This window comes from Cupriavidus oxalaticus (genome assembly GCF_016894385.1).
Classification (GTDB): domain Bacteria; phylum Pseudomonadota; class Gammaproteobacteria; order Burkholderiales; family Burkholderiaceae; genus Cupriavidus; species Cupriavidus oxalaticus.
Genome location: NZ_CP069812.1, coordinates 149,232 through 173,814, shown reverse-complemented (window position 1 = coordinate 173,814; position 24,583 = coordinate 149,232). Strand labels below are relative to the sequence as shown.

At 67.9% G+C, this 24,583-nt stretch carries 27 protein-coding genes; 11 read left to right on the top strand and 16 right to left on the bottom strand.

The annotated features are described in order from the left end of the window. The first annotated feature begins 74 nt into the window (after positions 1 to 74). The 4 genes from JTE92_RS13160 (at position 75) to JTE92_RS13145 (ending at position 3,671) form a co-directional block, all read left to right on the top strand. On the top strand, positions 75 to 953 hold the full coding sequence (locus JTE92_RS13160; protein ID WP_063241143.1) for a lysophospholipid acyltransferase family protein: 879 nt from the start codon (positions 75 to 77) through the stop codon (positions 951 to 953). Continuing rightward, positions 950 to 1,843, top strand: a complete 894-nt coding sequence (locus JTE92_RS13155) for a lipid A biosynthesis lauroyl acyltransferase (protein ID WP_063241142.1) — start codon at positions 950 to 952, stop codon at positions 1,841 to 1,843. Before JTE92_RS13160 ends, JTE92_RS13155 begins: the two co-directional genes overlap by 4 nt. A gap of 53 nt (positions 1,844 to 1,896) precedes the next feature. Next, positions 1,897 to 2,763, top strand: coding sequence for a diaminopimelate epimerase (dapF, locus tag JTE92_RS13150; RefSeq protein WP_063241141.1), 867 nt, complete (start codon positions 1,897 to 1,899; stop codon positions 2,761 to 2,763). A 98-nt stretch (positions 2,764 to 2,861) separates the two neighbouring features. Further along, positions 2,862 to 3,671: a polyphosphate kinase 2 family protein gene (locus JTE92_RS13145; protein ID WP_063241140.1), complete on the top strand. Its 810-nt coding sequence runs from the start codon at positions 2,862 to 2,864 to the stop codon at positions 3,669 to 3,671. 36 nt (positions 3,672 to 3,707) lie between these two features. On the opposite strand, the gene JTE92_RS13140 is transcribed toward JTE92_RS13145, so the two are convergent. Together JTE92_RS13140 and pyrE are read right to left on the bottom strand one after the other, a co-directional pair. Then, complete coding sequence (locus JTE92_RS13140; RefSeq protein ID WP_063241139.1) at positions 3,708 to 5,045, bottom strand: patatin-like phospholipase family protein; 1,338 nt, start codon at positions 5,043 to 5,045, stop codon at positions 3,708 to 3,710. 88 nt (positions 5,046 to 5,133) lie between these two features. After that, complete coding sequence (gene pyrE / locus JTE92_RS13135) at positions 5,134 to 5,829, bottom strand: orotate phosphoribosyltransferase (protein ID WP_063241197.1); 696 nt, start codon at positions 5,827 to 5,829, stop codon at positions 5,134 to 5,136. A 30-nt stretch (positions 5,830 to 5,859) separates the two neighbouring features. On the opposite strand from pyrE, the gene JTE92_RS13130 reads away from it, so the two are divergent. Then, the gene (locus tag JTE92_RS13130; protein ID WP_063241138.1) at positions 5,860 to 6,636 is read left to right on the top strand and encodes an exodeoxyribonuclease III; all 777 of its coding nucleotides are present in this window, start codon (positions 5,860 to 5,862) and stop codon (positions 6,634 to 6,636) included. 9 nt (positions 6,637 to 6,645) lie between these two features. On the opposite strand, the gene JTE92_RS13125 is transcribed toward JTE92_RS13130, so the two are convergent. Further along, positions 6,646 to 7,047, bottom strand: a complete 402-nt coding sequence (locus JTE92_RS13125) for a type II TA system antitoxin MqsA family protein (protein ID WP_063241137.1) — start codon at positions 7,045 to 7,047, stop codon at positions 6,646 to 6,648. 26 nt (positions 7,048 to 7,073) lie between these two features. Then, positions 7,074 to 7,370, bottom strand: a complete 297-nt coding sequence (locus JTE92_RS13120) for a type II toxin-antitoxin system MqsR family toxin (RefSeq protein WP_063241136.1) — start codon at positions 7,368 to 7,370, stop codon at positions 7,074 to 7,076. 180 nt (positions 7,371 to 7,550) lie between these two features. Between JTE92_RS13120 and argC the strand changes: the two genes are divergently transcribed. Next, positions 7,551 to 8,498, top strand: a complete 948-nt coding sequence (gene argC / locus JTE92_RS13115) for an N-acetyl-gamma-glutamyl-phosphate reductase (protein WP_063241135.1) — start codon at positions 7,551 to 7,553, stop codon at positions 8,496 to 8,498. Between the two features lie 72 nt (positions 8,499 to 8,570). Here the strand turns inward: argC and JTE92_RS13110 are convergent, their stop codons facing one another. Both JTE92_RS13110 and JTE92_RS13105 read right to left on the bottom strand, forming a co-directional pair. Next, positions 8,571 to 10,652 carry a S8 family peptidase gene (locus JTE92_RS13110; protein ID WP_063241134.1) on the bottom strand — a complete coding sequence of 694 codons (2,082 nt, stop codon included), beginning with the start codon at positions 10,650 to 10,652 and terminating at the stop codon, positions 8,571 to 8,573. An 85-nt stretch (positions 10,653 to 10,737) separates the two neighbouring features. Continuing rightward, on the bottom strand, positions 10,738 to 11,703 hold the full coding sequence (locus tag JTE92_RS13105) for a M48 family metallopeptidase (protein ID WP_063241133.1): 966 nt from the start codon (positions 11,701 to 11,703) through the stop codon (positions 10,738 to 10,740). 109 nt (positions 11,704 to 11,812) lie between these two features. On the opposite strand from JTE92_RS13105, the gene JTE92_RS13100 reads away from it, so the two are divergent. Continuing rightward, positions 11,813 to 13,072, top strand: coding sequence for a muropeptide transporter (locus JTE92_RS13100; RefSeq protein ID WP_063241132.1), 1,260 nt, complete (start codon positions 11,813 to 11,815; stop codon positions 13,070 to 13,072). Between the two features lie 23 nt (positions 13,073 to 13,095). Here the strand turns inward: JTE92_RS13100 and JTE92_RS13095 are convergent, their stop codons facing one another. Together JTE92_RS13095 and JTE92_RS13090 are read right to left on the bottom strand one after the other, a co-directional pair. Then, the gene (locus JTE92_RS13095) at positions 13,096 to 13,944 is read right to left on the bottom strand and encodes an acyl-CoA thioesterase (RefSeq protein WP_063241131.1); all 849 of its coding nucleotides are present in this window, start codon (positions 13,942 to 13,944) and stop codon (positions 13,096 to 13,098) included. 101 nt (positions 13,945 to 14,045) lie between these two features. Next, the gene (locus JTE92_RS13090; protein WP_063241130.1) at positions 14,046 to 14,933 is read right to left on the bottom strand and encodes a DMT family transporter; all 888 of its coding nucleotides are present in this window, start codon (positions 14,931 to 14,933) and stop codon (positions 14,046 to 14,048) included. 112 nt (positions 14,934 to 15,045) lie between these two features. Between JTE92_RS13090 and JTE92_RS13085 the strand changes: the two genes are divergently transcribed. Beyond that, on the top strand, positions 15,046 to 15,960 hold the full coding sequence (locus JTE92_RS13085) for a LysR family transcriptional regulator (RefSeq protein WP_063241129.1): 915 nt from the start codon (positions 15,046 to 15,048) through the stop codon (positions 15,958 to 15,960). Here JTE92_RS13085 and JTE92_RS13080 read toward each other — a convergent pair whose 3' ends face one another. Continuing rightward, the gene (locus tag JTE92_RS13080) at positions 15,961 to 16,548 is read right to left on the bottom strand and encodes a TetR family transcriptional regulator (RefSeq protein ID WP_232353207.1); all 588 of its coding nucleotides are present in this window, start codon (positions 16,546 to 16,548) and stop codon (positions 15,961 to 15,963) included. Between the two features lie 87 nt (positions 16,549 to 16,635). Between JTE92_RS13080 and JTE92_RS13075 the strand changes: the two genes are divergently transcribed. After that, positions 16,636 to 17,064, top strand: a complete 429-nt coding sequence (locus JTE92_RS13075) for a VOC family protein (RefSeq protein WP_063241127.1) — start codon at positions 16,636 to 16,638, stop codon at positions 17,062 to 17,064. Positions 17,065 to 17,097: 33 nt separating this feature from the next. On the opposite strand, the gene metW is transcribed toward JTE92_RS13075, so the two are convergent. The 5 genes from metW to argB form a co-directional block, all read right to left on the bottom strand. Continuing rightward, positions 17,098 to 17,709 carry a methionine biosynthesis protein MetW gene (gene metW / locus JTE92_RS13070; RefSeq protein ID WP_063241126.1) on the bottom strand — a complete coding sequence of 204 codons (612 nt, stop codon included), beginning with the start codon at positions 17,707 to 17,709 and terminating at the stop codon, positions 17,098 to 17,100. Next, positions 17,706 to 18,896, bottom strand: coding sequence for a homoserine O-succinyltransferase MetX (gene metX / locus JTE92_RS13065; RefSeq protein ID WP_063241125.1), 1,191 nt, complete (start codon positions 18,894 to 18,896; stop codon positions 17,706 to 17,708). Before metX ends, metW begins: the two co-directional genes overlap by 4 nt. Positions 18,897 to 19,176: 280 nt before the next feature. Further along, the gene (gene slmA / locus JTE92_RS13060; RefSeq protein WP_174544882.1) at positions 19,177 to 19,869 is read right to left on the bottom strand and encodes a nucleoid occlusion factor SlmA; all 693 of its coding nucleotides are present in this window, start codon (positions 19,867 to 19,869) and stop codon (positions 19,177 to 19,179) included. After that, entirely contained in the window at positions 19,866 to 20,816 is a 951-nt protein-coding gene (locus JTE92_RS13055; RefSeq protein WP_063241124.1) for a pyrimidine 5'-nucleotidase, read from the bottom strand. The genes slmA and JTE92_RS13055 overlap by 4 nt, the downstream gene beginning before the upstream one ends. A gap of 69 nt (positions 20,817 to 20,885) precedes the next feature. Then, entirely contained in the window at positions 20,886 to 21,803 is a 918-nt protein-coding gene (argB, locus tag JTE92_RS13050; protein WP_084254770.1) for an acetylglutamate kinase, read from the bottom strand. A 303-nt stretch (positions 21,804 to 22,106) separates the two neighbouring features. Here argB and JTE92_RS13045 point away from each other — a divergent pair, with 303 nt between their 5' ends. After that, positions 22,107 to 22,337, top strand: a complete 231-nt coding sequence (locus JTE92_RS13045; protein WP_063241123.1) for a cysteine-rich CWC family protein — start codon at positions 22,107 to 22,109, stop codon at positions 22,335 to 22,337. Here JTE92_RS13045 and JTE92_RS13040 read toward each other — a convergent pair. After that, complete coding sequence (locus JTE92_RS13040) at positions 22,310 to 22,849, bottom strand: DMT family transporter (RefSeq protein WP_063241122.1); 540 nt, start codon at positions 22,847 to 22,849, stop codon at positions 22,310 to 22,312. The genes JTE92_RS13045 and JTE92_RS13040 overlap by 28 nt on opposite strands. A 94-nt stretch (positions 22,850 to 22,943) precedes the next feature. Between JTE92_RS13040 and JTE92_RS13035 the strand changes: the two genes are divergently transcribed. Then, positions 22,944 to 23,879 carry a LysR family transcriptional regulator gene (locus JTE92_RS13035; protein ID WP_063241121.1) on the top strand — a complete coding sequence of 312 codons (936 nt, stop codon included), beginning with the start codon at positions 22,944 to 22,946 and terminating at the stop codon, positions 23,877 to 23,879. A 175-nt stretch (positions 23,880 to 24,054) separates the two neighbouring features. On the opposite strand, the gene JTE92_RS13030 is transcribed toward JTE92_RS13035, so the two are convergent. Further along, positions 24,055 to 24,549 (bottom strand): copper chaperone PCu(A)C, encoded by a 495-nt coding sequence (locus JTE92_RS13030; protein WP_063241120.1) that lies wholly within the window; start codon positions 24,547 to 24,549, stop codon positions 24,055 to 24,057. Positions 24,550 to 24,583 lie beyond the last annotated feature (34 nt).

The window sequence follows — 24,583 nt, the reverse complement described above, 5'->3', positions numbered from 1 at the left end:
GTGCGGAACTGAATGCCGCGCCGGGAAAACGCCGGTTTTGACCTGTTGCAGCCCGGACTGCAATCCCACGCCCGATGACCTTTCTTTTCTGGCTGATCTCCCGTTTCCCGCTGCGCTTGCTGCAGGCCGCCGGCGGCGCGCTCGGACTGCTGGCGGCACGGCTGCCCGGCCGCTACGGCCAGCGCCTGAGCGAAAATTTCCGCCTGGCGTTCCCCGACGCTACGCAGGCGATGATCGATGAAGCCGCCCGCTCCGCCGGGCGCATGATGATCGAGATGCCTTATTTCTGGAGCCGCAAGACCATCGGCGCGCGGCTGCATGGCTTCGACGACTACATGTGGCCGGAACTGGAAAAGCTGCAGGCCCGCGGCAAGGGCCTCATCATCCTGACGCCGCATCTGGGCTGCTTTGAAGTGCTGCCGCAGTCCCACGCGCTGGTGCGCCCGGTCACGGCGCTGTTCAAGCCGCCACACCAGCCCTGGCTGCGCGACTGGATCGAAAAGATGCGCACCCGGCCCAATATGCACATGGCGCCCGCCACGCCGCGCGGCGTGCGCATGCTGGTCAAGGCGCTCAAGCGCGGCCAGGCGGTGGGTATCCTGCCGGACCAGGTACCCAGCGGCGGCGAGGGCAACTGGGCGCCGTTCTTCGGCAAGCCGGCCTACACCATGGCGCTGGTGCACCGGCTGCAGCAGCTGACCGGCGCGCCGGTGGTCGCGGTCTTTGCGGAGCGGCTGCCGAAGGGCGCGGGCTATCGCGCCCACCTGCATGTGCTCAATGAGGGCGGCATGCTGCCGGACGACCCGGCCGAAGCGGCCGCGGTGATCAACCAGGCCGTCGAGATCCTGGTGAGGCAGTGTCCCACCCAGTACCTGTGGGGGTACAGCCGCTACAAGGGGCCCGCCGCCGCCAGCCGCAGCACCGAGCCGACCACTGACCAATCGATTTCATGAGCCGCGTGTTCACCTGGCTCGGCATCGGCCTGCTGACGGTGCTGGGCAAATTGCCATATCCGTTCGTTGCCCGCTTCGGCGAAGGGCTGGGCAGCCTGCTCTACCTGATCCCCAGCGAACGCCGCCGCGTGGTGCAGGCCAACCTGCGCCTGTGCTTCCCGGACAAGACCGAGGCCGAGATCGACGCGCTGTCGCGCCAGAGCTTCCGCACCGTGTTCCGCAGCTTTGCCGAGCGCGGCATCTTCTGGACCGGCAGCGAAGCGCAGATGCGCCGCTGGGTGCAGATCGACGACCAGGCCGACCTGGTGTCGCTCGATGGCACGCCGCATATCCTGGTCACGCTGCACCTGTCGGGCGTCGAGGCCGGCGCGATCCGGCTGACCATCCACCTGCGCGAGCACGTGGGACGTTCCGGCGCCTCGCTGTACACGAAGCAGAAGAACGACCTGTTCGATGGCTTCCTCAAGCACGCGCGCGGCCGCTTCGGCGCCAACATGATTTCGCGCAACGACAGTGCGCGCGACATCCTGCGCTGCCTGAAGAAGGGCGAAGCGCTGCAGCTGATCGCCGACATGGACTTCGGCGAACGCGACTCGGAATTCGTGCCGTTCTTCGGCGTGCAGGCGCTGACGCTGACCTCGGTGTCGCGGCTGGCGCGCCTGACCGGCGCCAAGGTGGTGCCGATCTACACCGAGATGCTGCCCGACTACCAGGGCTACGTGCTGCGCATCCTGCCTGCCTGGGACAACTACCCCGGCGAAAGCGTCACCGACGACACGCGCCGCATGAACGCCTTCTTCGAGGACTGCATCCGCCCGCGCGTGCCTGAGTACTACTGGGTGCACAAGCGCTTCAAGCACCGCCTGCCGGGCGAACCCGAGATCTATTGAGCGTCCGCCGAGGGCGGCAGCAACTTGCGCGAGCCGCGGCTACAATCCCCACCATGAAACTCCAGTTCACCAAGATGCATGGCGCCGGCAACGACTTTGTCGTGCTCGACGGCATCCACCAGCAGATCGACCTGACACCGGCGCAATGGCGCGCGCTCGCCAGCCGGCATTTCGGCGTGGGCGCCGATCAGATGCTGGTGGTCGAGAAACCGTCGCGCAGCGATGTCGACTTCCGCTACCGCATCTTCAATGCCGACGGCAGCGAGGTCGAGCACTGCGGCAACGGCGCGCGCTGCTTCGTGCGTTTTGTCAGCGACAAGGGCATGACCGACAAGCGCTCGGTGCGCGTGGAGGTGATGAAGGGCGTGATCACGCTGACGCTGCAGGACGACGGCCAGGTCACCGTCGACATGGGCGCGCCCGAGCTGGAACCGGCCCAGGTGCCGTTCCGTGCCGAGGGCCTGCCGACCCGGGCTGAAGGCGTGGATACAACCTACGGCCTGGAGGTCAACGGCCGCACCGCATGGATCTCGGCCGTGTCGATGGGCAACCCTCACGCGGTGCAGGTGGTCGAGGACGTCGAGAACTTCCCCGTGCTGCAGGACGGCCCGGTGATCGAGCGGCATGCCACCTTCCCCAACCGCGTCAATGCCGGCTTCATGCAGGTGCAGGACCGCAATACCATCCGCCTGCGCGTCTACGAGCGCGGCGCCGGCGAGACGCTGGCCTGCGGCACTGGCGCCTGCGCGGCGGTGGTCGCCGGCATCCGGCGCGGCCTGCTGGATTCGCCGGTCAAGGTGCATACCCACGGCGGCGGCCTGAGCATTGCCTGGGACGGCGGCGCCGAACCGGTGCGCATGACCGGCCCGGCGACCACGGTGTTCGAAGGCACCATTGACCTGGCGACCCTGCCGGCCTGACCATAGGGGCAGCGCGCCCCACGACACCGCCCGCATCCGTTCCGGCCCAGGCGGGGCGCCCATTCCCTGATCTTGCAGGTCATACCGATGGAGCGCCCATGCCGCTGGACGATTTCCGCATCACAACGGGCAAGCGATTCCGCCTTGCCGACTTCCCCCCCGGCAGCAAGCCGCTGTCGCGCGGCAGCAAGGCCGAGGACCTGGCCCTCATCGCCGAACTGGGCGAGGGCCTGGACGCAGAGCAGGACATTTTCTACGCCGAGCACCGCCGCAAGCTGCTGGTCGTGCTGCAGGGCATGGACACCAGCGGCAAGGACGGTACCGTGCGCGGCGTGTTCCGCAGCTTCGATCCGCTCGGCATCCGCGTGGTCGGCTTCAAGGCGCCCACGCCCAATGAACTGGCGCGCGACTACCTGTGGCGCATTCACCTGCAGGTGCCCAGGGCCGGCGAGATCGTGGTATTCAACCGCAGCCACTATGAAGACGTGCTGGTCACGCGCGTGCACGGCTGGATCGACAATGCCGAAGCCGAACGGCGTTTCCGCCAGATCCGCGACTTCGAGGCAATGCTGACCGAGACCGGCACCACCATCGTCAAGTGCTTCCTGCATATTTCGCGCGACGAGCAGAAGGCGCGACTGGAGGCGCGGCTGGCGGACCCGGAAAAACACTGGAAGTTCGACACCACCGACCTCGCCGAGCGCAAGTACTGGAAGGCCTACATGGACGCGTACGAGGCCGCGATCATGGCGACCAGCACGCCGGAATGCCCGTGGTACGTGGTGCCGGCCGATTCCAAGACGCACCGCAACCTGATGGTGGCGGAGATCCTGACGCGGGTGTTCGAGGACCTGAAGCCCGCCTACCCGCCGCCCAAGCCGGAACTGGCGAAGGTCAAGGTCGAATAGCGCCCTGCACACGGCTGAGCGCCCCGCTCAGCCGCCTCAGCCACCATTCCCGCGATGCACGTCGTGCGTGACGAACGGCTGCTCGCGGCTGGGCATCGCCAGCCATTGCGGATGGCGCAGCGTCTGGCGGATATCGTCCAGGCCGCTGGTCCAGTGCTCGTTCATGGTCAGCAGGCCGAACTGGTAGTCCTTGGCCATGTTTTCGAACGATTTGTCGCGATAGATCAGCTGGATCACGTTACGGCGCGCGTCGCAGGCCTGCTCGGCGGCGCGGCGGTACCATTCGCTGTTGCGCCTGGATTGCGGCACCAGCGCCATCACCTCGTTGAGCATGCGGCGCATGTTCTGCTGCTCGCGCATGTAGTCCGTAATGGCGCGGGTGCGGCTGGAATAGCGGATTTCCTTCTCGCGCTCGGCGACGTCGACCAGATCGTGCGGCAGCTTGCCGCGCGCGCTCCAGAGGTCAACCTGGAAGATCAGCGCGTCGCGCCGCGGCTGCGCGGTCAGCACCTCGGCCAGCGGGGTGTTGGACACCAGGCCGCCATCCCAGTAGTACTCGCCATCGATCTCCACCGCCGGAAAGCCCGGCGGCAGCGCGCCCGAGGCCATGAAATGCTCGGGGCAGAGCTTGTCGCGGGTGTTGTCGAAATAGGCAAAATTGCCCGTGCGCACATTGACCGCGCCCACCGACACCCGCATCAGGTCAGGGCGATGGTTGATCAGGTCGAAGTCGGCAAAGCGCTCCAGCGTGGCCTTCAGCGGCGAGGTGTCGTAGAAGCTGGCGCGGCCGGGATCGGCATAGCGCATCAGCAGCTCCGGCCAGCTGCGCGGCTGGAAGAAGCCGCGCTGGCCTTCGACCATGGCGCGCGTGGCATGCAGGGCATCGAACCAGATGCGCAGCGGCTCGGGCCAGCTCTCGGCGCCGTCGGTCAGCCAGGTGGGCGACAGGCTGGGCAGCCATGGCTGCGCGCAGATGTATTCCCAGAACGCGCGCAGCTGTTCGATGCGGCGCTCGGGCGGATTGCCGGCAATCACCGCGGCATTGAGCGCGCCGATGGAAATGCCCGCGACCCAGTTCGGGTAGATGCCGCCTTCGGCCAGGCCCTGGTACACGCCGGCCTGATAGGCGCCAAGCGCGCCGCCGCCCTGCAACACCAGCGCGCGCACGGCATAGGCTTCATGCGCGGGCCGGTCCGGCGCCTTGGCGTCCTGGCGCACCGGCTTGCGCGGACGCACCTGCGCGCCGCGTTCGGCCAGTGAATCGCCGTTGCCGTCGGCCTTGTCTGCTTCCCTTGCCGTTTCCCTTGCCGTTTCCTTCGCTGCCGCCGATGCCGGTTGCCGCCCTGCCCGTTCCTGCCGCTCTTTCGCCGCCACGCCACGCCCCCTGCCGATTGGATGGTCCGCCTGCCTGCCCTGGATCGCTGCAGCGCCCGGCGCACACGCGCCCGGGCGCAAGACGCCGTCAGACGCCGTAACGCTGCCGGTACGCCGACACGGCCTCGCGCGAAGCCGCCAGCGACTGGTCCTGCGACGCGTCGAGGTAGGCCAGCAGGTCCTTCAGGCTGGCGATCGCAATCACGGGGATGCCAAATTCGCGCTGTACGTCCTGCACGGCCGAATGCGTGCCGACCTGCTCGGCGGTGCCGCTCTTTTCCATGCGGTCCAGCGCGATCAGCACGGCGGCCGGCTCGGCGCCGGCGGCGCGGATCAGGTTGACCGACTCGCGCACCGAGGTGCCGGCGGAAATGACGTCGTCGACGATGACGACCTTGCCCTGCAGTTTGGCGCCGACCAGCGTACCGCCTTCGCCGTGGTCCTTGGCTTCCTTGCGGTTATAGGCGAAGCCGACGTCACGCCCCATGCCCGCCAGTGCGACCGCGGTGGCGGAAGCCAGCGTGATGCCCTTGTAGGCCGGCCCGAACAGCACGTCGAACTGCACGCCGGAGGCCAGCAGGGTTTTGGCATAGAATTGCGCCACTTCGCCGAGCATCGCGCCCTGGTTGAACAGGCCCGCGTTGAAGAAATACGGCGACTTGCGGCCGGCCTTGGTGACGAATTCGCCGAACGACAGGACGCCGGCATCGAGCGCAAAGCGGATGAAGGTCTGGCTCAGGTCGGTGCCCTGGGGCCCTGCGGCCGGCGTGTTCTGCTGCGTCATCATTTCTCTCTGAATTCAAAATTTCCCCGAATGTTACGGATTATCAGCGCCAACCTCAACGGCATCCGCTCCGCGTCCAAGAAGGGCTTTTTCGACTGGATGGGCAAGCAAGACGCGGACATGGTCTGCGTGCAGGAACTGAAGGCACAGGCCGCAGACATGACCGAAGCGTTCCTGGCGCCACATGGCTACCATGGCTTCTTCCACTATGCAGAGAAGAAGGGCTACAGCGGCGTGGGCCTGTACACTCGGCACAAGCCTGAGCGGGTCATCACCGGTTTCGGCAACGCCGAGTTCGACGGCGAAGGCCGTTATGTGGAGGTGCAGTATCCGCACCTGGCGGTGATCTCGGTGTACGTGCCTTCCGGTTCCAGCGGCGAGGAACGCCAGCTGGCCAAGTTCCGCTTCATGGAGGCCTTCCTGCCCCACCTGCTGCAACTGAAGGCCAGCGGGCGCGAGATCGTGCTGTGCGGCGACGTCAACATTGCGCACAAGGAAATCGACATCAAGAACTGGAAGGGCAACCTGAAGAACTCGGGCTTCCTGCCGGAAGAACGAGCCTGGATCGGCGAGCTGTTCGACGTCCATGGCTACGTCGATGTGTTCCGCAAGCTCGATCCTCGCCCGGACCAGTACACGTGGTGGAGCAACCGCGGGCAGGCTTACGCCAAGAATGTGGGGTGGCGCATCGATTACCACCTGGCAACGCCGAAGATCGGCGACACGGCGCGGCTTTGCTCGATCTACAAGGACGAGAAGTTCAGCGACCACGCGCCGCTGTCGATCGATTACGACTATCCGCTCTGAGCTATGTAGTCAGGCCGCCCGGACTTCTTCGAGCAGTTCCGGGTGGCGGTCGAGCAGTTTCAACAGCTTGACCAGCGCGAGCGGGGGTTTGGTTTTGCCCGTCTCGTAGCGCGAGAATGCATTGACGCCGCCGCCAAAGATCTCGGCCGCCTCGCGCTGGTCCAGGCGAAGTTTCTTGCGTACCCCGGTAATGTACGCCGGGTCTATCAGCGACGCATTGACCTGTTTGTTGAACGCAAGCGCAAGTGGCCCGATCCGCTCTTCTTCTTCCGCATCCAGGACTCCTTCCCCGCACTTCGGGCACCAATCGGCAAGCACGGCTTCGAAAACTGTGGACTCACCCCGGTATGTGTATACGAAATCCTTACGGCGCCTCTCGAGCTTGGCGCCACCGCAGACTGGGCATTGCATAGATCACTTCTCCGGGAAAGGGGGCTCTAGCGGGCCTTGAAGGACACGATCAGGACTTTTTCAACAACCGTCAGCTTGAGATAAATTGACCCATACGGCGTACTCGGCCGATATACATCCTGCCAAACGGTATGGTCGGTGTAGGTCGTCATGCTCTTGTAGAAGTCAGCCGGTTGCAGTCCAGCCACTACGTCGAGCACGTCGGCGCGAGTAAGTGACATGTTTCTCGCACCCTCAAAGGCCGATGTAGTCAAGTTGACCAACCCGCCAGCAATCAACTCCCGCACCCGCCACAGCGGGTAATGCGCCGTCCCCTTCTCCATGAAAATTAACCTACTTGGTTAAATCCCGCAAGCCGCGAACTGTGCCAAACCGCAAGAATCCAATCGGTACAAACCCCTGCGACCGGCCCCCATCCCCGCTACAATGCAGGTTCGCTCCTGCGCCCGGCAGGAGATGTTTCGCATTCACGCGCCCCCCGCATTTCACAGAGCGAGTCCGCCATGGTTTTCAAAGTGTTCGTCGATGGTCAGGAAGGCACGACCGGTCTCCGGCTGCTTGACTATCTTTCCGGTCGTTCCGACGTGGAACTGCTGCGCATTGCCGATGACAAGCGCAAGGATCCGGCCGAGCGAGCACGCTTTCTGAATGCCGCCGACGTCGCCTTCCTGTGCCTGCCCGACGTGGCCTCGCGCGAGGCGGTATCGCTGGTGACCAACCCGGACACCTGCGTGATCGACGCCAGCACGGCGTTCCGCACCGCCGACAACTGGGCCTATGGCCTGCCGGAACTGGTGCGCGGCCAGCGCGAGAAGATCCGCGCGAGCAAGCGCATCGCGGTGCCGGGCTGCCACGCCAGCGCCTTCGTGCTGGCGGTGCGCCCGCTGGTCGATGCCGGCGTGCTGCCGCGCGACTACCCGGTGTCGGCGTTCTCGCTGACCGGCTACAGCGGCGGCGGCAAGAAGATGATTGCCGACTTCGAAGCCGGCGGTAACCCGAAGCTGCACAGCCCGCGCCCGTACGCGCTGGGGCTGCAGCACAAGCACCTGCCCGAGATGCGCGTGCAGGGCGGCCTGTCGTCGGACCCGATCTTCAACCCGATCGTGGGCAACTTCCTGAAGGGCCTGGCGGTGACGGTGCCGGTGTTCGCGGACCGCCTGGCGCGCAAGGTGAGCCCGGAGCAGATCGTCGACATCTACCGCAAGCACTATGAAGGCGAGCAGTTCGTGCGCGTGCTGCCCTACAACAGCAACGACAACCTCGACGACGGTTTCTTCGACGTGCAGGCCAACAACGACACCAACCGTGTCGACCTGTTCGTGTTCGGCAGCCCCGAGCGCCTGAACCTGGTCGCGCGCCTGGACAACCTGGGCAAGGGTGCGGCCGGCGCGGCGGTGCAGTGCATGAATGTGCATGTCGGCGCCGACGAGGCCACCGGGCTGCAGGCCTGATACGGCTGCTTCCTGGACACAACAAAAAAGCCGGCACTGCCGGCTTTTTTGCTGGCCGGAAACCGGCGCGGCCTACACGCGCTGCAGCGCCCGCAACGCATCCACCAGCCCGGCCCCCTGGAAGGCGCGCTCGCGCCCGAGATCGGTGGCCGCGTCGCACAGGATGGCCTTGACGGTCTCGGGCTGGCCCATCAGCTCATTGTTGCGCGACAGCAGCAGCGCGGCCACGCCGGACACATGCGGCGCCGCCATGCTGGTGCCGTCCATCGACGCCAGCGTGCCGCCGGGCACGGTGGAGGTGATCTTCTCCCCGGGTGCCACGAGGTCGGGCTTGATGCGGCCATCGCCGGTGGGGCCGTGGCTGGAGAAATAAGAGATGCCATACCGGTAGGGATCGGTGCGATGGGTCGCGCCCACCGTGATCACGGCGCGCGCATTGCCAGGATCGGTGATGGTCTGGCCGCGAAAGCCCGCCCCCATGTGGGCGGCCGCATATTGCTCGTCGTAGCCGTAGTTGCCAGCCGCCGCCACCACGATCACGCCGTTGGCCACCAGGCGGTCGCACTCGACGCACACCGGCGTGCTGCCGCAGGCGTAGTTGCGCACGTCGTGGTGCAGCGCCACGCTGAGATTGACGCCGTGCACGTATTGCCGGTCGCGGCTCTGGTTGAGCCAGCGTACATATTGCAGCGCGCCCAGGATGCCGAACTCGTCGCCCCTGCCCTGCGCATCGAAGATGCGCAGGTCCAGCAGCTCGATGCGCGGGCAGATGCCGCTGACATCGCCGCTTTGGGCAAGCTCGGGGGGCAGCGGCATGGGCTCCGGGCGCGCCAGGTACGCTGACGATGGCCAGCCGGCGCCGATGATGCCGGCCACATGCGTGCCGTGGCTGCCGCCCGGCGGCACGTACTGCGCCGGGTCTTCCTGGCTGATCTCCAGCAGCGGCTCGATCACGGACCAGTCGATGATGCGGCCGTTGGCGAGGTCGTCGGCGATCGCCGCGATGCGCTCCCTGAGCTCGGCCTCGCCGGGGCCGCGCTTGCCCTTGGGCATGGGCGGCAGGCGGCCGCTGGTGATCGCCGACAGGCGGGTGAAATCCAGCGTCCTGACCACGCGCGACAGGCGCGGCGCGATCAGGCCATCGCGGACCGGCAGCGGCCCCTCCAGCCTGGCGGGATCGAAGAACGCCGGATGGCGCGCATCGATGCCGGAATCGATCACCGCCCAGCGCACGCCCTGCCCACCGGTATCGAACACGCGGATGGCCGCATCCGCCTTCACGGTCTTGCGCGACGCAAACACCGCGTGCTCTGCCGGCCGGTTGACCGAGATGCGCCACAGCGGCGCCACGGCCGCCACCTTTGCCGCATCCGCGGCCTCGGCCGCGCCTGCTGCCCGCGCGGCGCCGGCATCCGGCGGCGCCGCATGGTCGTCCTGCAGGCAGGCCCACAGCGTTTCAAGCACCTGCCGGCTCGCCTGCCCGATGCGCCGGGTCAGGCCGCCGGGCGGGAAGCTGTCGTCATCCAGCCCCAGCAAGGTCAGGGCAACATACTGCGCGGCGACATTGACCAGCCGTCCCAGCGCCTGGCCGGCCGGCGCCGCGATGCCGCCGAAACGCGTCCGGGAAGCGGTGTAGCCGATGTCATTGAACCTCGCAATGGCTGTCTCGCTGGACACATGGGCCAGCACCGACTCGCCCAGCCAGCGCACGAAGGCATCGCCGGTCAGGCTGCGCTCGAGCGCGTGGCGCGCGGCAGTTGACCAGCTGACGCCGGCCATCGGCAGCCGTACCTCCCGGTGCCACCATGCCGTCAGCGGCAGCAGCCTGAGCATGTCGAAGAAATCGATCTGCGCGAGCAGGTGCGATTCATTGGCCGCCAGGAAGCGCTGGCCGGCCGCCGCCGATGCCGGCTCCGCCAGCGCCGGCAGGCGCCGCAGCACCGCCGTGCGCAGGGCAGCAATGCCCGCGGCGTGGTGCGGGGTCAGCAACAGCCCGCGCGGCACCTCGAACGATTCTCCCGACGCATACAGCAGCCAGACTTCGGAGCTGATTGGCAGGTCGCTGGTGAAGCGCTCGGGCTCGGCCTCGCAGCCCGCGAAGATCAGCATATAGGCGGCCCGTTGCTCCGACGGACTCATGCGGTTCAGGCTCATGCGGGTCCCCCTCCGGTTGTCGCATTGTCCTTCGATCCGGTGGCAAGCCGCCCTGATTACCGGCACCAGGCACCGGAAGCAGCGCCTAGCGCTTCAGCGGCTTGCTTCTGTCCTCGTCGCCCGCGTCGACCGGCGCATCGCCCAGTCCCGCCATATTGGCGCGGTACGGCGACAGCCTGTCGAGCGGGGTATTGATCGCGCGTGCGTAGAGCGGCAGCACCTCGGGCATGTGCTTTTCCAGGTCGGCAATGCGGCTGCGCCCGGACGGGTGCGTCGACAGGAATTCAGTGCCCGACTGCGACACCTTGCCCATCTTCTGCCACAGCGACACCGCGGCGCGCGGATCGAAGCCGGCGCGCGCGGCGACATCCATGCCGATCAGGTCGGCCTCGGTCTCGTCGGCCCGCGAGAAGCGCAGCGTCAGCAGGTGCGCCCCGGTGCCGAGCGCCATGTTGCCCAGGTTGCCGAAGCCGAACAGCTGCGAAATCACATTGGCGCCGAGGTTGGTGATCTCGGACTTGGCGGCGCGCTCGCGCGCATGCTCCTGCAGCGCGTGCGCGATCTCATGCCCCATCACCATTGCGACCTCGTCGTCGGTCAGCTTGAGCTGGTCGAGCAGGCCGGTGTAGATCGCAATCTTGCCGCCCGGCATGCAGAACGCATTGACCTGCTTCGAGCCGATCAGGTTGATCTCCCACGGCCAGTTGCGCGCGCGCTCGTTCCAGCGCACGGTCTGCGGCAGCAGCCGCTTGCCGATCGCGCGCAGCCGCCTGAGCTGCGGGTTGTCGTCGCCCGCCAGCGCGCGCTTGGCGATGGCTTCCTGCTTGAGCTGCTCGTACTCCTGCGCGGCCTGCTGCTCGATCGCCTCGGCCGGCACGATATTGCGCACCGCCGAGCCGCCGCGCTGGATGTTGATGCCGCCGGGCTCGCTGCCCTGCCCCTGGGCGTGGGCAGGCAAGGCAGGCGCGGCCAGCAACGCCGCCGCCAGCGCGAGCGCGCGGGCAAGCCGGACACGAATCGGACGCTGGACACGTTGCTGGGGGCGGAGCATTTGCGGTTCCTCGGGCGCAGTAAGGGATCGAAGTGGCGGGGCGGCAAACGGGTGATGCAATAATACACGGCGCCCGCGCAGCCGCGCGGCGCTCCATCCCCGCGTATCCATGACTTTCCAGGCCTATCTCGATATCTTCCGCAACCGCCGCATCGGCGCCATGCTGACCCTGGGCTTTGCCTCCGGGCTGCCGCTGGCGCTGACCTCCGGCACGCTGCAGGCCTGGATGACGGTCGAGGGCCTCGATATCAAGACCATCGGCTTCTTCTCGCTGGTGGGCCAGGCCTATATCTTCAAGTTCCTGTGGGCGCCGCTGATGGACCGCTACACGCCGCCGCTGCTGGGCCGGCGCCGCGGCTGGCTGCTGGTGACGCAGCTGGGTCTGGTTGCAGGCATCGCCGCGATGGCGTTCTGCCCGCCGCGCGAGGCCTTGTGGACGCTGGCGGCACTGGCCACGCTGGTGGCCTTCCTGTCGGCCTCGCAGGACATTGTCTTCGACGCCTACAGCACCGACGTGCTGCGCCCGCCCGAGCGCGGCGCCGGCGCGGCGGTCAAGGTGCTGGGCTACCGGCTGGCGATGCTGGTCTCCGGCGGCCTGGCGCTGTGGCTGGCCGACCGCGTGCTCGGCTGGCAGCAGACCTACCTGCTGATGGCGGCGCTGATGAGCGTGGGCATCCTCACGCTGCTGTGGGCGCCCGAGCCCGACATGCCCGCGCGCGCGCCGCGCTCGCTGGAAGAAGCCGTGCTCGGCCCGCTGCGCGATTTCTTCGCGCGGCCCGGCGCATGGTGGCTGCTGCTGCTGATCGTGCTGTACAAGCTGGGCGACGCCTTTGCCGGCAGCCTGTCGACCACCTTCCTGATCCGCGGCGTGGGTTTCTCGGCGGGCGAAGTCGGCATCGTCAACAAGACGCTGGGGCTGGCCGCCACCATCGTCGGCGCGCTGTTCGGCGGCACGCTGATGGTGCGGCTGGGGCTGTACCGTTCGCTGATGGTGTTCGGCGTGCTGCAGGCGGTATCGAACCTGGGCTACTGGATCCTCGCCGTGACGCCGCCGCACCTGTGGACCATGGGCGCGACCATCGCGGTGGAAAACCTGTGCGGCGGCATGGGCACCGCGGCCTTCGTGGCGCTGCTGATGACGCTGTGCAACCGCTCGTTCTCGGCCACGCAGTACGCGCTGCTGTCGGCGCTGGCGTCGGTGGGGCGGGTCTATGTCGGGCCGACCTCCGGCTACATGGTGGAGGCCTGGGGCTGGGCGCCGTTCTACCTCGGCACCGTGGTGGTGGCGCTGCCCGGCGTGATGCTGCTCTGGGCGATGCGCAACACCGTGCACCGCTACGAGGCCCAGGCGCGTGAAGCGATCGCCTGAGCCCGGCCCTGCTTGTTCCTAGCTTATTCCTTGTAGTAGACGATCTGGTGCGAGCTGGCCAGCAGCTGGCCAGCCGGGCTCCACAGCTGCGCGCGCTGGTCGAAGTACCCCTGCTGGAACACCTGCGCCTGCGCGCTGGCCAGCACGTGGCTGTCGCCCAGCGCCGCCAGCGTGGGCGCATCGGCGTGGAAATACGTGGTCATCGACACCGTGCCGGCCGGCACGAAGCCGGCGCGCTTGAGGAAGATGCGCGGGTAGAAGCTGTCCGCCCATGACGCCACCGCGGCAAAGTCCGGCGTGCGCGCCGGCGCGTCGCGCAGCCAGAACTGCGTCAGGCTGTCGGGGTGCTCGGTGCCGGCCTCGGCGGTCGGCTTGGCGCCGCGCACCGGGCGCATGTCATAGGACTTGAGCCAGCGCACCGGCGCGAAGCCGCCCATCGCCGGCAGCGTGTCGGCGGCCGGCACCTCGGGCATCACCGCCTCGCCGCAGGCCCAGGTCTCGCGCCGCACCGCGAACACGGCGGTGGCGGTGGTGGCCACGGCATCGCCCTGGCGCAGCGTCAGGTTCCAGTGCTGGGTCGAGCGGTTGGTCCGCACGGGCAGCGCCTCGATCTCGAACGGGCCTTCGGCGATCGGGCCGGCAAAGTTGACCGACAGCGCAATCGGATCGCCCAGCCGCTGCGGGTGCAGCAGCGCCGCCTGCAGCAGCGTGGCGGCGGTGATGCCGCCGAACGGGCCGATCATGTTCCAGTAGGCCGGCGTGGTGCGGCCCAGGAAACGATTTTCGCCGCTGGCCTGCAGGGCGATGGCATCGTCGAATGCATGCAGCGCGACGGGAGCGGTGGCGGACAGGGCAGCAGCGGTAGCAGTCATGGCGAGGGCGCGAATAGAACGGTCGTTCGATAGCTGCCTACACTAACCGTAGTCAGGCGTTTGGTCAACCGGTCCCGCATGCAAGCGGTCCAGAAGGCGCATCAGCCTTGGGCCCGGCGCCGCCACGGCAGGCTCCAGCCAAGCTGGTTGGCGACCACGCCCAGCAGCACCAGCAGCATGCCCGCGACCTGCAGCGGCCCGAGCACGACGCCGAACACCATTACGTCGATAGTGATCGCCACCAGCGGATAGACGAACGACAGCGTGGCGATCGACACCACGCTCAGCCGCTGGAAAGCGCCGTACAGCAGGGTGTACATGACACCGGTATGGATCAGGCCCAGCGCCAGCAGCGCGGCCCAGGTGCCGGTGTTGAAGCTGCCGACAGCGGGATGCGCCAGCGGTGCCAGCATCACTACACCAAGCACCATCTGCAGGCCCGCGATCTGCCCGGGCGGAATCGCCTGCAGCCGGCGCGTGGCCATGGTCGTGACCGCATACAGCAGTGCCGCCAGCAGCGCCAGGCCGATCCCGGCCAGCATCGCGGCGCCGGTGGCACCGTGCTCAAGCCCGGTGATCAGCATCACGCCGGCAAAGGCCAGCACCAGCCACGGCAGCCTGGCAAACGGGAACGGCTCGCGCTGCATCGCCGACGTCAGCAGCAGCAGGAAGAATGGCTGGGTGTGATAGACCACCGTGGCAATCGCGATGCCGCTGTAGGCATAGGCCGAGAACAGGGCCAGCCAGTTGAGCACCAGCGTGAGGCCGCCCAGCGCCAGCCAGCCCAGCTGCACGCGGCTCATGCGCACCCAGCCGCGCTGCAGCGTCAGCGTGCCCAGCAGCGCGGCGCCGCCGAAGATGCAGCGGAAGAACACCACGTCAAGCGGCGGCTGCCCGCTGGTGACGACAAACCAGCCGATGGTGCCTGACAGCACCATGGCCGCGACCATGCGCCAGGCACCGCCTGGCATGGATTGGGGGGAAGGCATGAGGAGCACTCCGGGGATGCAATGGCGGCATTGTTCCACCATGCCATCCACTCAACAATCCCGCTGAAGCTCAATTAGTATTTGAGCTGCGATCAAGGATTGGAGACCGGGCATGTCGGATACACCACTCAATGCGATGGCCGTCTTCGCCCGCGTGGTCGAATGCGGCAGCTTCTCCGCCGCGGCGCAGGATCTCGGCATGACGCCATCGGGCGTCAGCCGGCACGTGTCGCGGCTGGAAGCGACGCTTGGCGCCAGCCTGCTGCAGCGGACCACGCGCGCCTTCGCGCTGACCGAGCTGGGCCAGTCGGTCTACGCCGCCTGCGCGCGCATGACCGCCGCCGCGCGCGAGGTTACCGCGCTGGCCGGCGAGCACGGCGGCACGCCCCATGGCGTGCTGCGCGTCAGTGCGCCGGTCTCGTTCGGGCAGGCCTGGCTGGCGCCGCGCCTGCCGGCGCTGCTGCAGAAATACCCGGGGCTGGACCTGCAGCTGACCCTGGCCGACCGCATGGTCGACCTGGTCGAGGAAGGCCTGGACGTGGCCGTGCGCATCGCGCGCGAACTGTCGCCGGGCCTGGCGGCGCGTCCGTTGCGCGAGGTGCGCTACCGGCTGGTGGCCTCGCCGCGCTACCTGGCGCGGCACGGCACCCCCGCTGCGCCGGCCGACCTGCCGGCGGCGCGCTGCCTGTACCTGGGCTACGGCAACTTCGGCGAGCGCTGGACGCTGCGCCACCACGCCGGCGGCGAGGCCGTGGTGGTGCGCATCCCGCCGCGGCTGACGCTGAACAACAGCCTGGCAATCATGACGATGGTGGAAGGCGACGCGGGCATCGGGCTGGTGCCGGATTTCTCGCTGGGCAGCGCGCTGGATGAGGGCCGCGTCGTCACGGTGCTGCCGGAGTGGGACATCCTGGAGCCCTATATCGGCACGGCCTACGCGGTGTACACGCCGACGCGGCACGTGCCGCCCAAGGTGCGTGCCTTTGTCGACCACCTTGCCGCCACCGCCCACGACCAGCCTGCCTGATCAGTTCCTGCCCAACGCCCGCCGCAGCAGCCAGAGCATGGCTTCGCGGACTCGCACGGGATCGGCACCCGCCTCGATCTCCAGCGCGGCACGATCGAATGCCGCCGACAGCAGCGGCGCCAGCGCGGGCAGCGCCACCTCGCCCTGCCCGCCCTGCCGGCCAACAGCGGCGGCATCGAGCCCTTCGCGCAGCGTGCGCGCGGCATTGGCCTCGTCCATTGCGAGCGTGTCGCGCAGGCCCAGCGCGGCCGGCCCCTCGACCAGCAGCAGCCGGGTGCGGCCCGGCACCGTCATTGCGTCCAGGTAGGCCTGCGCGCCGGCCATCAGCGCTTCGGCGGGATCCAGGCCGGCGGGCGTGGCTGCCTCGATATCGGCGGCGACTGCAGCGGCTTCATCGGCGAGCACCTGGCGGAACAGGTCGCGCTTGTCGGCGAAGTGGTGGTACAGGGCCCCGCGCGTGATGCCGGCCGCGGCGCAGACGTCGGGGGTCGAGGTCTCGCCGTAGCCGCGTTCGACGAACAGGCTACGCGCCGCGTCGAGCAACGCCTGCCGGGTAGCTTCGGTACGTTCGCGATTGGATCGGGCCACGCGGTTTTCTCCTTGCATACATGCAGCCTGTATCTTAATATCAATTTACATACAGGCTGTATGTATTTAACAAGGAGGAGCCGTACCGTGAAAGTCACCAGCTACTACCCCGTCATCATGAGCGGCGATGTCGCCGGCACCGCCGCGTTCTACCAGCGCCACTTCGGCTTCGTGCCCCTGTTCACCAGCGACTGGTACGTGCACCTGCAACTGGCCGACGATCCCTCGGTCAACCTCGCCGTGCTGGACGGCAGCCACGAAACCATCCCCGCACCGGCACGCGGCCAGCGCGCCCAGGGGCTGCTGTTGAACTTTGAAGTGGAAGACCCGGATGCGGTCCATGACCGGCTGCAGGCAGCGGGGCTGCCGATCCTGCTGCCGCTGCGCGACGAGGCCTTCGGCCAGCGGCATTTCATCACCGCCGATCCCAACGGCGTGCTGATCGACGTGATCAAGCCGATTCCGCCGTCGGGTGAGTATGCGGCGCAGTATGAGGCCGGCGCCCTGCCGCAATAAGTCAGGCGGCCAGCCGCCGCCCGCCGTGCGAGGTCAGGCCGCGCAGACCCGGTACACCGCCAGGCTGCCGCGCCAGTTGACGCCCCAGTTCACGGTGATGCCCTCGTGCATCACCACGCGGTCAATCACGCGCAGGCCAACCGTGGGCGCCAGCTCCTCGAAATCGCTGATGGTCAGCACGCGCACGTTGGGCGTGTTGTACCACTGGTAAGGCAACGATTCCGACACCGGCATGCGCCCGCGGAACACCGACAGCCGGTGCGGCCAGTAGCCGAAGTTCGGGAACGACACGATGCACTCGCGCCCCACCCGCAGCGTGTCGCGCAACACCTGCGCGGTGTTATGGATGGTCTGCAGCGTCTGCGACAGGATCACGGTGTCGAAGCTCTTGTCCTCGAACAGCGCGAGCCCGCCCTCCAGGTTCTGCTGGATGACATGCACGCCCTTCTGCGCGCACGCCAGCACGCCCTCGTCGCGGATCTCAATGCCGTAGGCCTGCACGTCGAGCTCGTCCTGCAGCACGCGCAGCAGGCTGCCGTCGCCGCAGCCCAGGTCGAGCACGGTGGAGTTGGGTTCGATCCAGCGCGCGATCGCGCGGAAGTCGGGGCGCAGCGCCAGGATATTGGGATTGGCCAGGGCGTTCATGCGCCGATCTCCTCTGCGATGCGGTCGTAGTAGGCGCGCATCAGGTTGTGGTAGCGCGGGTCGTCGAGCAGGAAGGCATCGTGGCCGTGCGGCGCGTCGATCTCGGCGTACGAGACCGGGCGCTTGTTGTCCAGCAGCGCCTTGACCAGCTCGCGGCTGCGGTTCGGCGCGAAGCGCCAGTCGGTGCTGAAGCTGGCCACCAGGAAGCTCGCCTGCGTCTGCGCGACGGCGCGGGTCAGGTCGCCGCCGTGGGCCAGCGCCGGGTCGAAGTAGTCCAGCGCGCGCGTGATCAGCAGGTAGGTGTTGGCGTCGAAGTACTCGGCGAACTTGTCGCCCTGGTAGCGCAGGTAGCTCTCCACCTGGAACTCGACATCGAACGAGAAGCGGATGTCCTCCGCCTTCAGCTCGCGGCCAAACTTCTCCGCCATGTCCTCGTCCGACAGGTAGGTGATATGGCCGATCATGCGCGCCACGCGCAGGCCGCGCTTGGGCTTGACGCCATGCGCGTAGTAGTTGCCGCCGTGGAAGTCGGGGTCCGACAGGATGGCGCTGCGTGCGACCTCGTTGAAGGCGATGTTCTGCGCCGACAGCTTGGGCGTGGACGCGACCACGATGCAGTGGCGCAAGCGGTCCGGATACATCAGGCTCCAGGCCAGCGCCTGCATGCCGCCGAGGCTGCCACCCATGACCGCGGCGAACTGCGTGATGCCGAACGCGTCGGCCACGCGCGCCTGCGCGTTGACCCAGTCTTCCACCGTCACCACCGGGAACGCCGCGCCATAAGGCTGGCCGGTCGCGGGATTCACGCTCATCGGCCCGGTCGAGCCGAAGCACGAGCCCAGGTTGTTCACGCCGATGACGAAGAAGCGGTTGGTGTCGAGCGGCTTGCCCGGGCCCACCATGTTGTCCCACCAGCCCAGGTCGCGCGGGTTGTCGGCGTAGACGCCGGCGACATGGTGCGAGGCATTGAGCGCGTGGCACACCAGCACCGCGTTGGAGCGCGCCGCGTTGAGCGTGCCGTAGGTCTCGACCATCAGGTCGTAGCCGGCGAGGGACGTGCCGTTGCGCAGCTTCAGCGGCTCGGCAAAGTGCATGCGCTGCGGCGTGACCACGCCGACCGAATCGGGCGGCAGGGAGAGCGCGTTGGGCGCACTGGGCGCGGCGGACGGCAGGGCGACATCAGTCATGGAATCCGGGCCCGCGGCGAACGGGCATAAAAAAACCCGACCGGCATTTGCGTGTGAAGCATCGCAGCCAAGTCGGGATTCACTGGATTCCTTGCGGGATTCCGCGTGCCGGCGTTCATCGTCGTAGTGACGTGGGGCGCCGACCCAACCTCTTTAGCCGCATTTATAGTGGCAGCCCAGGACCGTGGTTCCCTGTCCCTTGGCTGCCGCGCGCCCGCAAGCCAGTCATCAAATCGGCGCGACCGGGCAATTATAGAGCAATCGGCCCGGCGTGTCGGTTTCAGCCCAGCAGCACGCGCAGATGCGCCTCGGCATGGTCCGATGGCGACTTGCGGAAACCGCTCTTGGCATAGCGGTGCCACTGGCCCTGCACCGTCGCCATGATCAGCGCCGCCCGCGCCGGAATATCGGCATCCGCGGGGAATTCGGCCTGCGTCACTGCCACCTTCAGGCACTGGCGCAGCGAGGCCTCGATGCGGTCCACCACCTGGTTGATGCGTTCCTGCAGCCGCTCGTGCTCGCCCACCAGCGCCTCGCCGGTCAGCACGCGCGTCATGCCCGGGTTCTTCTCGGCAAACGACAGCAACATGCGCACGATCGCCTGCGCCTGGCGCAGGCCGTGCTCTTCCTTGTCCGCAATCTGGTTGATCAGGCCGAACACGGTCTGCTCGATAAAGCCGATCAGGCCCTCGTACATCTGCGCCTTGCTGGCGAAATGGCGGTACAGCGCCGCCTCGGACACGCTCAGGCGCGCGGCCAGCGCGGCGGTGGTGATCTTTTCCCCGCGCGGATGCTCGAGCATGGTCGCCAGCGTCTGCAGGATCTGGATGCGGCGCTCGCCCGGCCGCGGGCGCTTGCGCGCCGGCGCGGCAGGCGCCGCGGCAATGTCCGCGGGTGTATCCGCGGGTGTGTGCATCTCGTCGGCCCCGCCTGTAATGACTGCCTCCGGCTGGTCGCCGTTGCTTTGCGTCATGACCCGTTTCTCCGCATTCGTCGTTGGAGTTGATGCATCGATTGTACTTTTATGTCCACATAGGCCGGCCGGTTCGGCACGCGGGCCCGCACGCGCGGCACGTTGCCGGACTGCGCCTGCGGAACCTGTGATTCCGCGGCCACCAGCGTGACCGAGTGCTCCTGCGCGGCGTGGCCGGCGCGGCGGTCTTCTTCCGCCTCGAGCGTCGAGCGGACCGCCGCATCGCGCCGGCTGCTGTCGTCTTGCGCCGAAGTGGGCGCGCCAGGCACGTCATGCGGGCGCGACGGCGCCATGGTGCGCAGGTAGCCGGTCACCCAGGCGGTGCGGATGCCGGTGCCGGCATAGCGCTTGAGATGCGACACGGTATCTTCCACCAGCACCGCGCGATGCGGCGCGACCCGCGCCTGCACCAGCAGGCGCCGCAGCATGCGGCGGTCCGGCTTGGGCCGCAGGTGGCCATGCACCCACATCTGCTCGATCGCCACCACGCGCTCGAAGCAGTGCCCGATGCCGGCGATGTCCAGCACCGCGCGCGCATAGTCCTGCGGCGCATTGGTAACCAGGAGCTTGCGCCCCGGCAGGCGCCGCAGGTGTGCCGCCAGGCCGCGCTGCACGCGCACCATCCCGGCCAGCGCCGGGAATTCATGCGCCGCGCGCAGGAAGTCGGCGGGATCGACGCCATGGTGCCGGATCATGCCGAGCAGCGTCGCGCCGTAGCGCTGCCAGTAGTCCACCCGCACGCGGCTGGCGGTGGCCTCGTCGCAGCCCAGCACGCGCGCCACGTAGGCGGTCATCAGCCGGTTGATCGCCGGGAAGATCGCGTGCGAGGCATCGTGCAGCGTGTTGTCGAGGTCGAACAGCCAGACCATGCGCCCCGAGTTGTCCCCGGCGGGACGGCGGCGCAGGCGAGCGCGGACACGGCGCGGAGGAGGAAGACTGGCAGGCACGCCGGGCGACTCTGGAGATGATGGGGATGCCGGGGCGGCCGGTCGTGGCCCGCCCCCCGGCGGGGCCGCTCAGTGCGAGCGGATCATGGTGCCGAACGCCTGCTCGGTCAGGATTTCCAGCAGCAGCGAATGCTCGATGCGGCCGTCGACGATGTGCACCGAATGCACGCCGCTCTTGGCCGCGTCCAGCGCCGACGAGATCTTCGGCAGCATGCCGCCCGAGATGGTGCCGTCGGCGAACAGCTCTTCGATCTCGCGCGCGGTCAGGTCGGTCAGCAGGTTGCCCTTCTTGTCCATCACGCCGGGGATGTTGGTCATCATCACCAGCTTCTCGGCCTTCAGGATCTCGGCCATCTTGCCGGCGACCACGTCGGCGTTGATGTTGTAGGCCTGGCCGTCGTCGGAGAAGCCGATCGGCGAGATCACCGGGATGAAGGCATCGTCCTGCAGCGCCTTGACCACCGCCGGGTTGATCGCCTCGATGTCGCCCACGTAGCCGATGTCGATGAAGGCACCCGGGTTCTCGCGGTCGGGCATCTGCAGGCGCTTGGCGCGGATCAGGCCGCCGTCCTTGCCGGTCAGGCCCACGGCCTGGCCGCCGTACTGGTTGATCAGCATCACGATGTCCTGCTGGACTTCGCCGCCCAGCACCCACTCGACCACTTCCATGGTCTCTTCGTCGGTGACGCGCATGCCCTGCACGAAGGTGCCGACCTTGCCGACCTTCTTCAGCGCTTCATCGATCTGCGGGCCGCCGCCGTGCACCACCACCGGGTTCATGCCGACCAGCTTCAGCAGGATCACGTCGCGCGCGAAGCCGTGCTTGAGCTTTTCTTCGGTCATGGCATTGCCGCCGTACTTCACCACGATGGTCTTGCCGTGGAACTTGCGGATATACGGCAGCGCCTCGGCGAGGATCTCGGCTTTCAGTGCGGGAGCAATGGCGGCCACCGCAGTCGCGGCAGGCCCGGGGTTGTCGGCGTTCATGGGGGACATCCGTGAGATTCAACAGGTATGATGGCTAACAGCCGCGTAGCCGGGGGAAAACGCAACAGGGCGCGCAACAGGGATCGCCCGAAAGTGCGCCATCCGGCTATGGCAGGCGCCGATTTTACAAGAAACCGCGCGGGGCGCGAGTCCCGCGGCCCGGGCAGGCCCGACCATCCGCCCGGCAAGCGCCGCACGGGGCACCACGGCGGCCCGCCGGCGTTCCGTTCGCGCAACAGCGCAGCGTTCTTCCGCGGCCTTTGCCGTTTGTCTTGCTCTGCGCCGTACCAGTTCCCCCGCACCATGACCGATCCCGCCACCGTCCTGACCGGCCAGCTTCGCCCCGTCGAGCATTGCAGCCAATGCGGCGCCGGCTTCGTGTGCGGCTACGTGGCGGGGCTGCGCGAGTGCTGGTGCGCCAGCCAGCCGCTGCTGCCGGCGCGGCGCATCGTGCCCGGCCAGCACTGCCTCTGTCCCGGCTGCCTGGCGGCGCGCCAGCGCGGCGGTCAGGCGCCGGAGCCCGCCGAAGGCTGAACCGCCGGCACAGGGCCGGACGACGCGCCGGCGCTGCCCCACTGCATCACCAGCATCCCCGCCACGATCAGCGCGGCGCCCGCCAGCCGCGCCGGCGTCATGGCCCGCACCGCAAATCCGGCCAGGCCGAACTGGTCGACCGCCAGCGCGGCCAGCACCTGCCCCGCCACCACCGCGGCGATAAAGCCGGCCGCGCCCAGCCTCGGCGCCATCACCAGGGCGGCCGAGATATAGAACACGCCCAGCACCCCGCCGATCCAGGTCCACGCCGGCGCGCGCGCCAGCACCGATGCCGCGGGCAGCGGCACGCGCAGCAGCCACAGCAGAGGCAGCAGCGCCGCCAGGCTGACCAGCAGCGACACCAGCGTCGCCGCCAGCGGATGTCCCAGCGTACGCCCCAGCGTGGCGTTGGCGCCTGCCTGGAACGGGATCACGGCGCCCGCCAGCACGGCGGTCGCAAGGGGCAACAGCAAGGAAATCGGGAAGGAATTCGGCAACTGGATGCCTGACATGTCACGCTCCGTAGGGCAAACTGCGATGCCTGACAGTTTGAAATATCGCAAAGCGAATTCCCAATTCTGCTTTCATACGTTTAATATTCACCGAATGAATAGCCTACGCGGAATCGACCTCAACCTGCTGGTGGTGCTTGAAGCACTGCTCGCCGAGCGCCACATCTCACGCGCCGCGCTGCGCCTGCACCTGAGCCAGCCGGCGGTCAGCCATGCGCTGGGACGGCTGCGGCAGCTGCTCGACGATCCCATCCTGGTGCGCGGCAAGGGCGGCCTGGTGCTGAGCGCCCGCGCCCATGAACTGTCCGGCCCGCTGGCCGAAGCGCTGTCGCAGGTGCGCATCCTGCTGGGGCCGAGCGGCTTCCAGCCCGCCACCGCGCGCCGGAGCTTCCGCCTCGCCATGTCCGACTACGGTGCGCTGGTGGTGCTGCCGCGGCTGCTGCGCGCGCTGCGCAAGGCCGCACCCAATATCGACCTGGTGGTGTCGCAGGCCAGCCGCGAGGGCATGACCGCACAGGTGGCCGATGGCGAGATCGACATGGCGCTGGGCGTGTTCAGCTACCAGCCCGAAGGCGTGCAGTCGGCGGAGTTGTTCCGGGAAAGCTATGCCTGCGCGGTGGATGCGGCCACGGTGCGGGACACGGGCCGGCTCGACCAGGTGGCCTACCTGGCGCGTTCGCATGTGCTGGTGGCCACGCACAGCGAACGCATGGACGCGATCGATGCTGCGGTCGCCAGGCTCGGCGGGCGCCGCAAGATCGCCTGCGTGGTACCGCACTGGAGCGTGGCACCGGCGCTGATCGCCGGGACCAACCTGGTGCTGACCACGGCGCGGCGCAGCCTGTCGGCGCTGGAGGCAGACTCGCGCTACGCCATCTTCGATCCGCCGTTCGCGCTGGAGGACTTCACCTTCAGCATGATCTGGCACGAGCGCACCGAGGCCGATCCGGCCCACGCCTGGCTGCGCGAGCGCGTGCTGGCGGCGGCGGCCAGTCAGGAATCGGAAGAGCCGATCAGCTTGCGCGGCTGACGCCGCCGCGCGGGCTTGGCGGCACCGGGCACCGGCGGCCGTGGTCGGGCGTCACGGCGCCTTGTAGGTGGTGCGGACGGCGTGCCCCCGCGGAACACCAGTTTCTGGCGCGTGCCGTGCTGCTTGTTGGCCATGATGGCTGTTGGCCAGGGCTGCGCCTGGCCACCTCGTCTGATCAGTGCTTGTGTTCGCCGTGGCTGGCATGGCCGGCGTGGCTGCCGCCCGGCACCATGTCGCGCACTTCGGCGTTGACCTTCTGCTCGGTCACCTTGCCGCCCTGCTCGATCTTCAGCGTGAGGGGCACGGTATCGCCCTTCTTGAGCTGGCTCTTCAGGCCCATCAGCATCACGTGGTAGCCGCCGGGCTTCAGCTCGACGTTCTGCATCCTGGGCAGGTCCAGCGACTTGATCTGCCGCATGCGCATCACGTTGTTTTCCATCTTCATCTCGTGAATCTCGGCGTCGCCCACCGGCGACGAGACGCCCACCAGCTTCGCGTTCTCGTGCGCATGCAGCACCATGAACGCGCCCGAAGCGGCCTGCGTCGGCACCGTGCCGCGCACCCAGGCGTTGCTGACGTCGACCTGGGCCAGCGCGGCCCCGGACGCCAGCGCCGAGGCGAGTGCGGCAATCGATGCGGCCAGCGTGGCCGCGCGGAATTTGGCTTGCATCGTTGTCTCTCCTGAAAGCAGACATTAGAACATG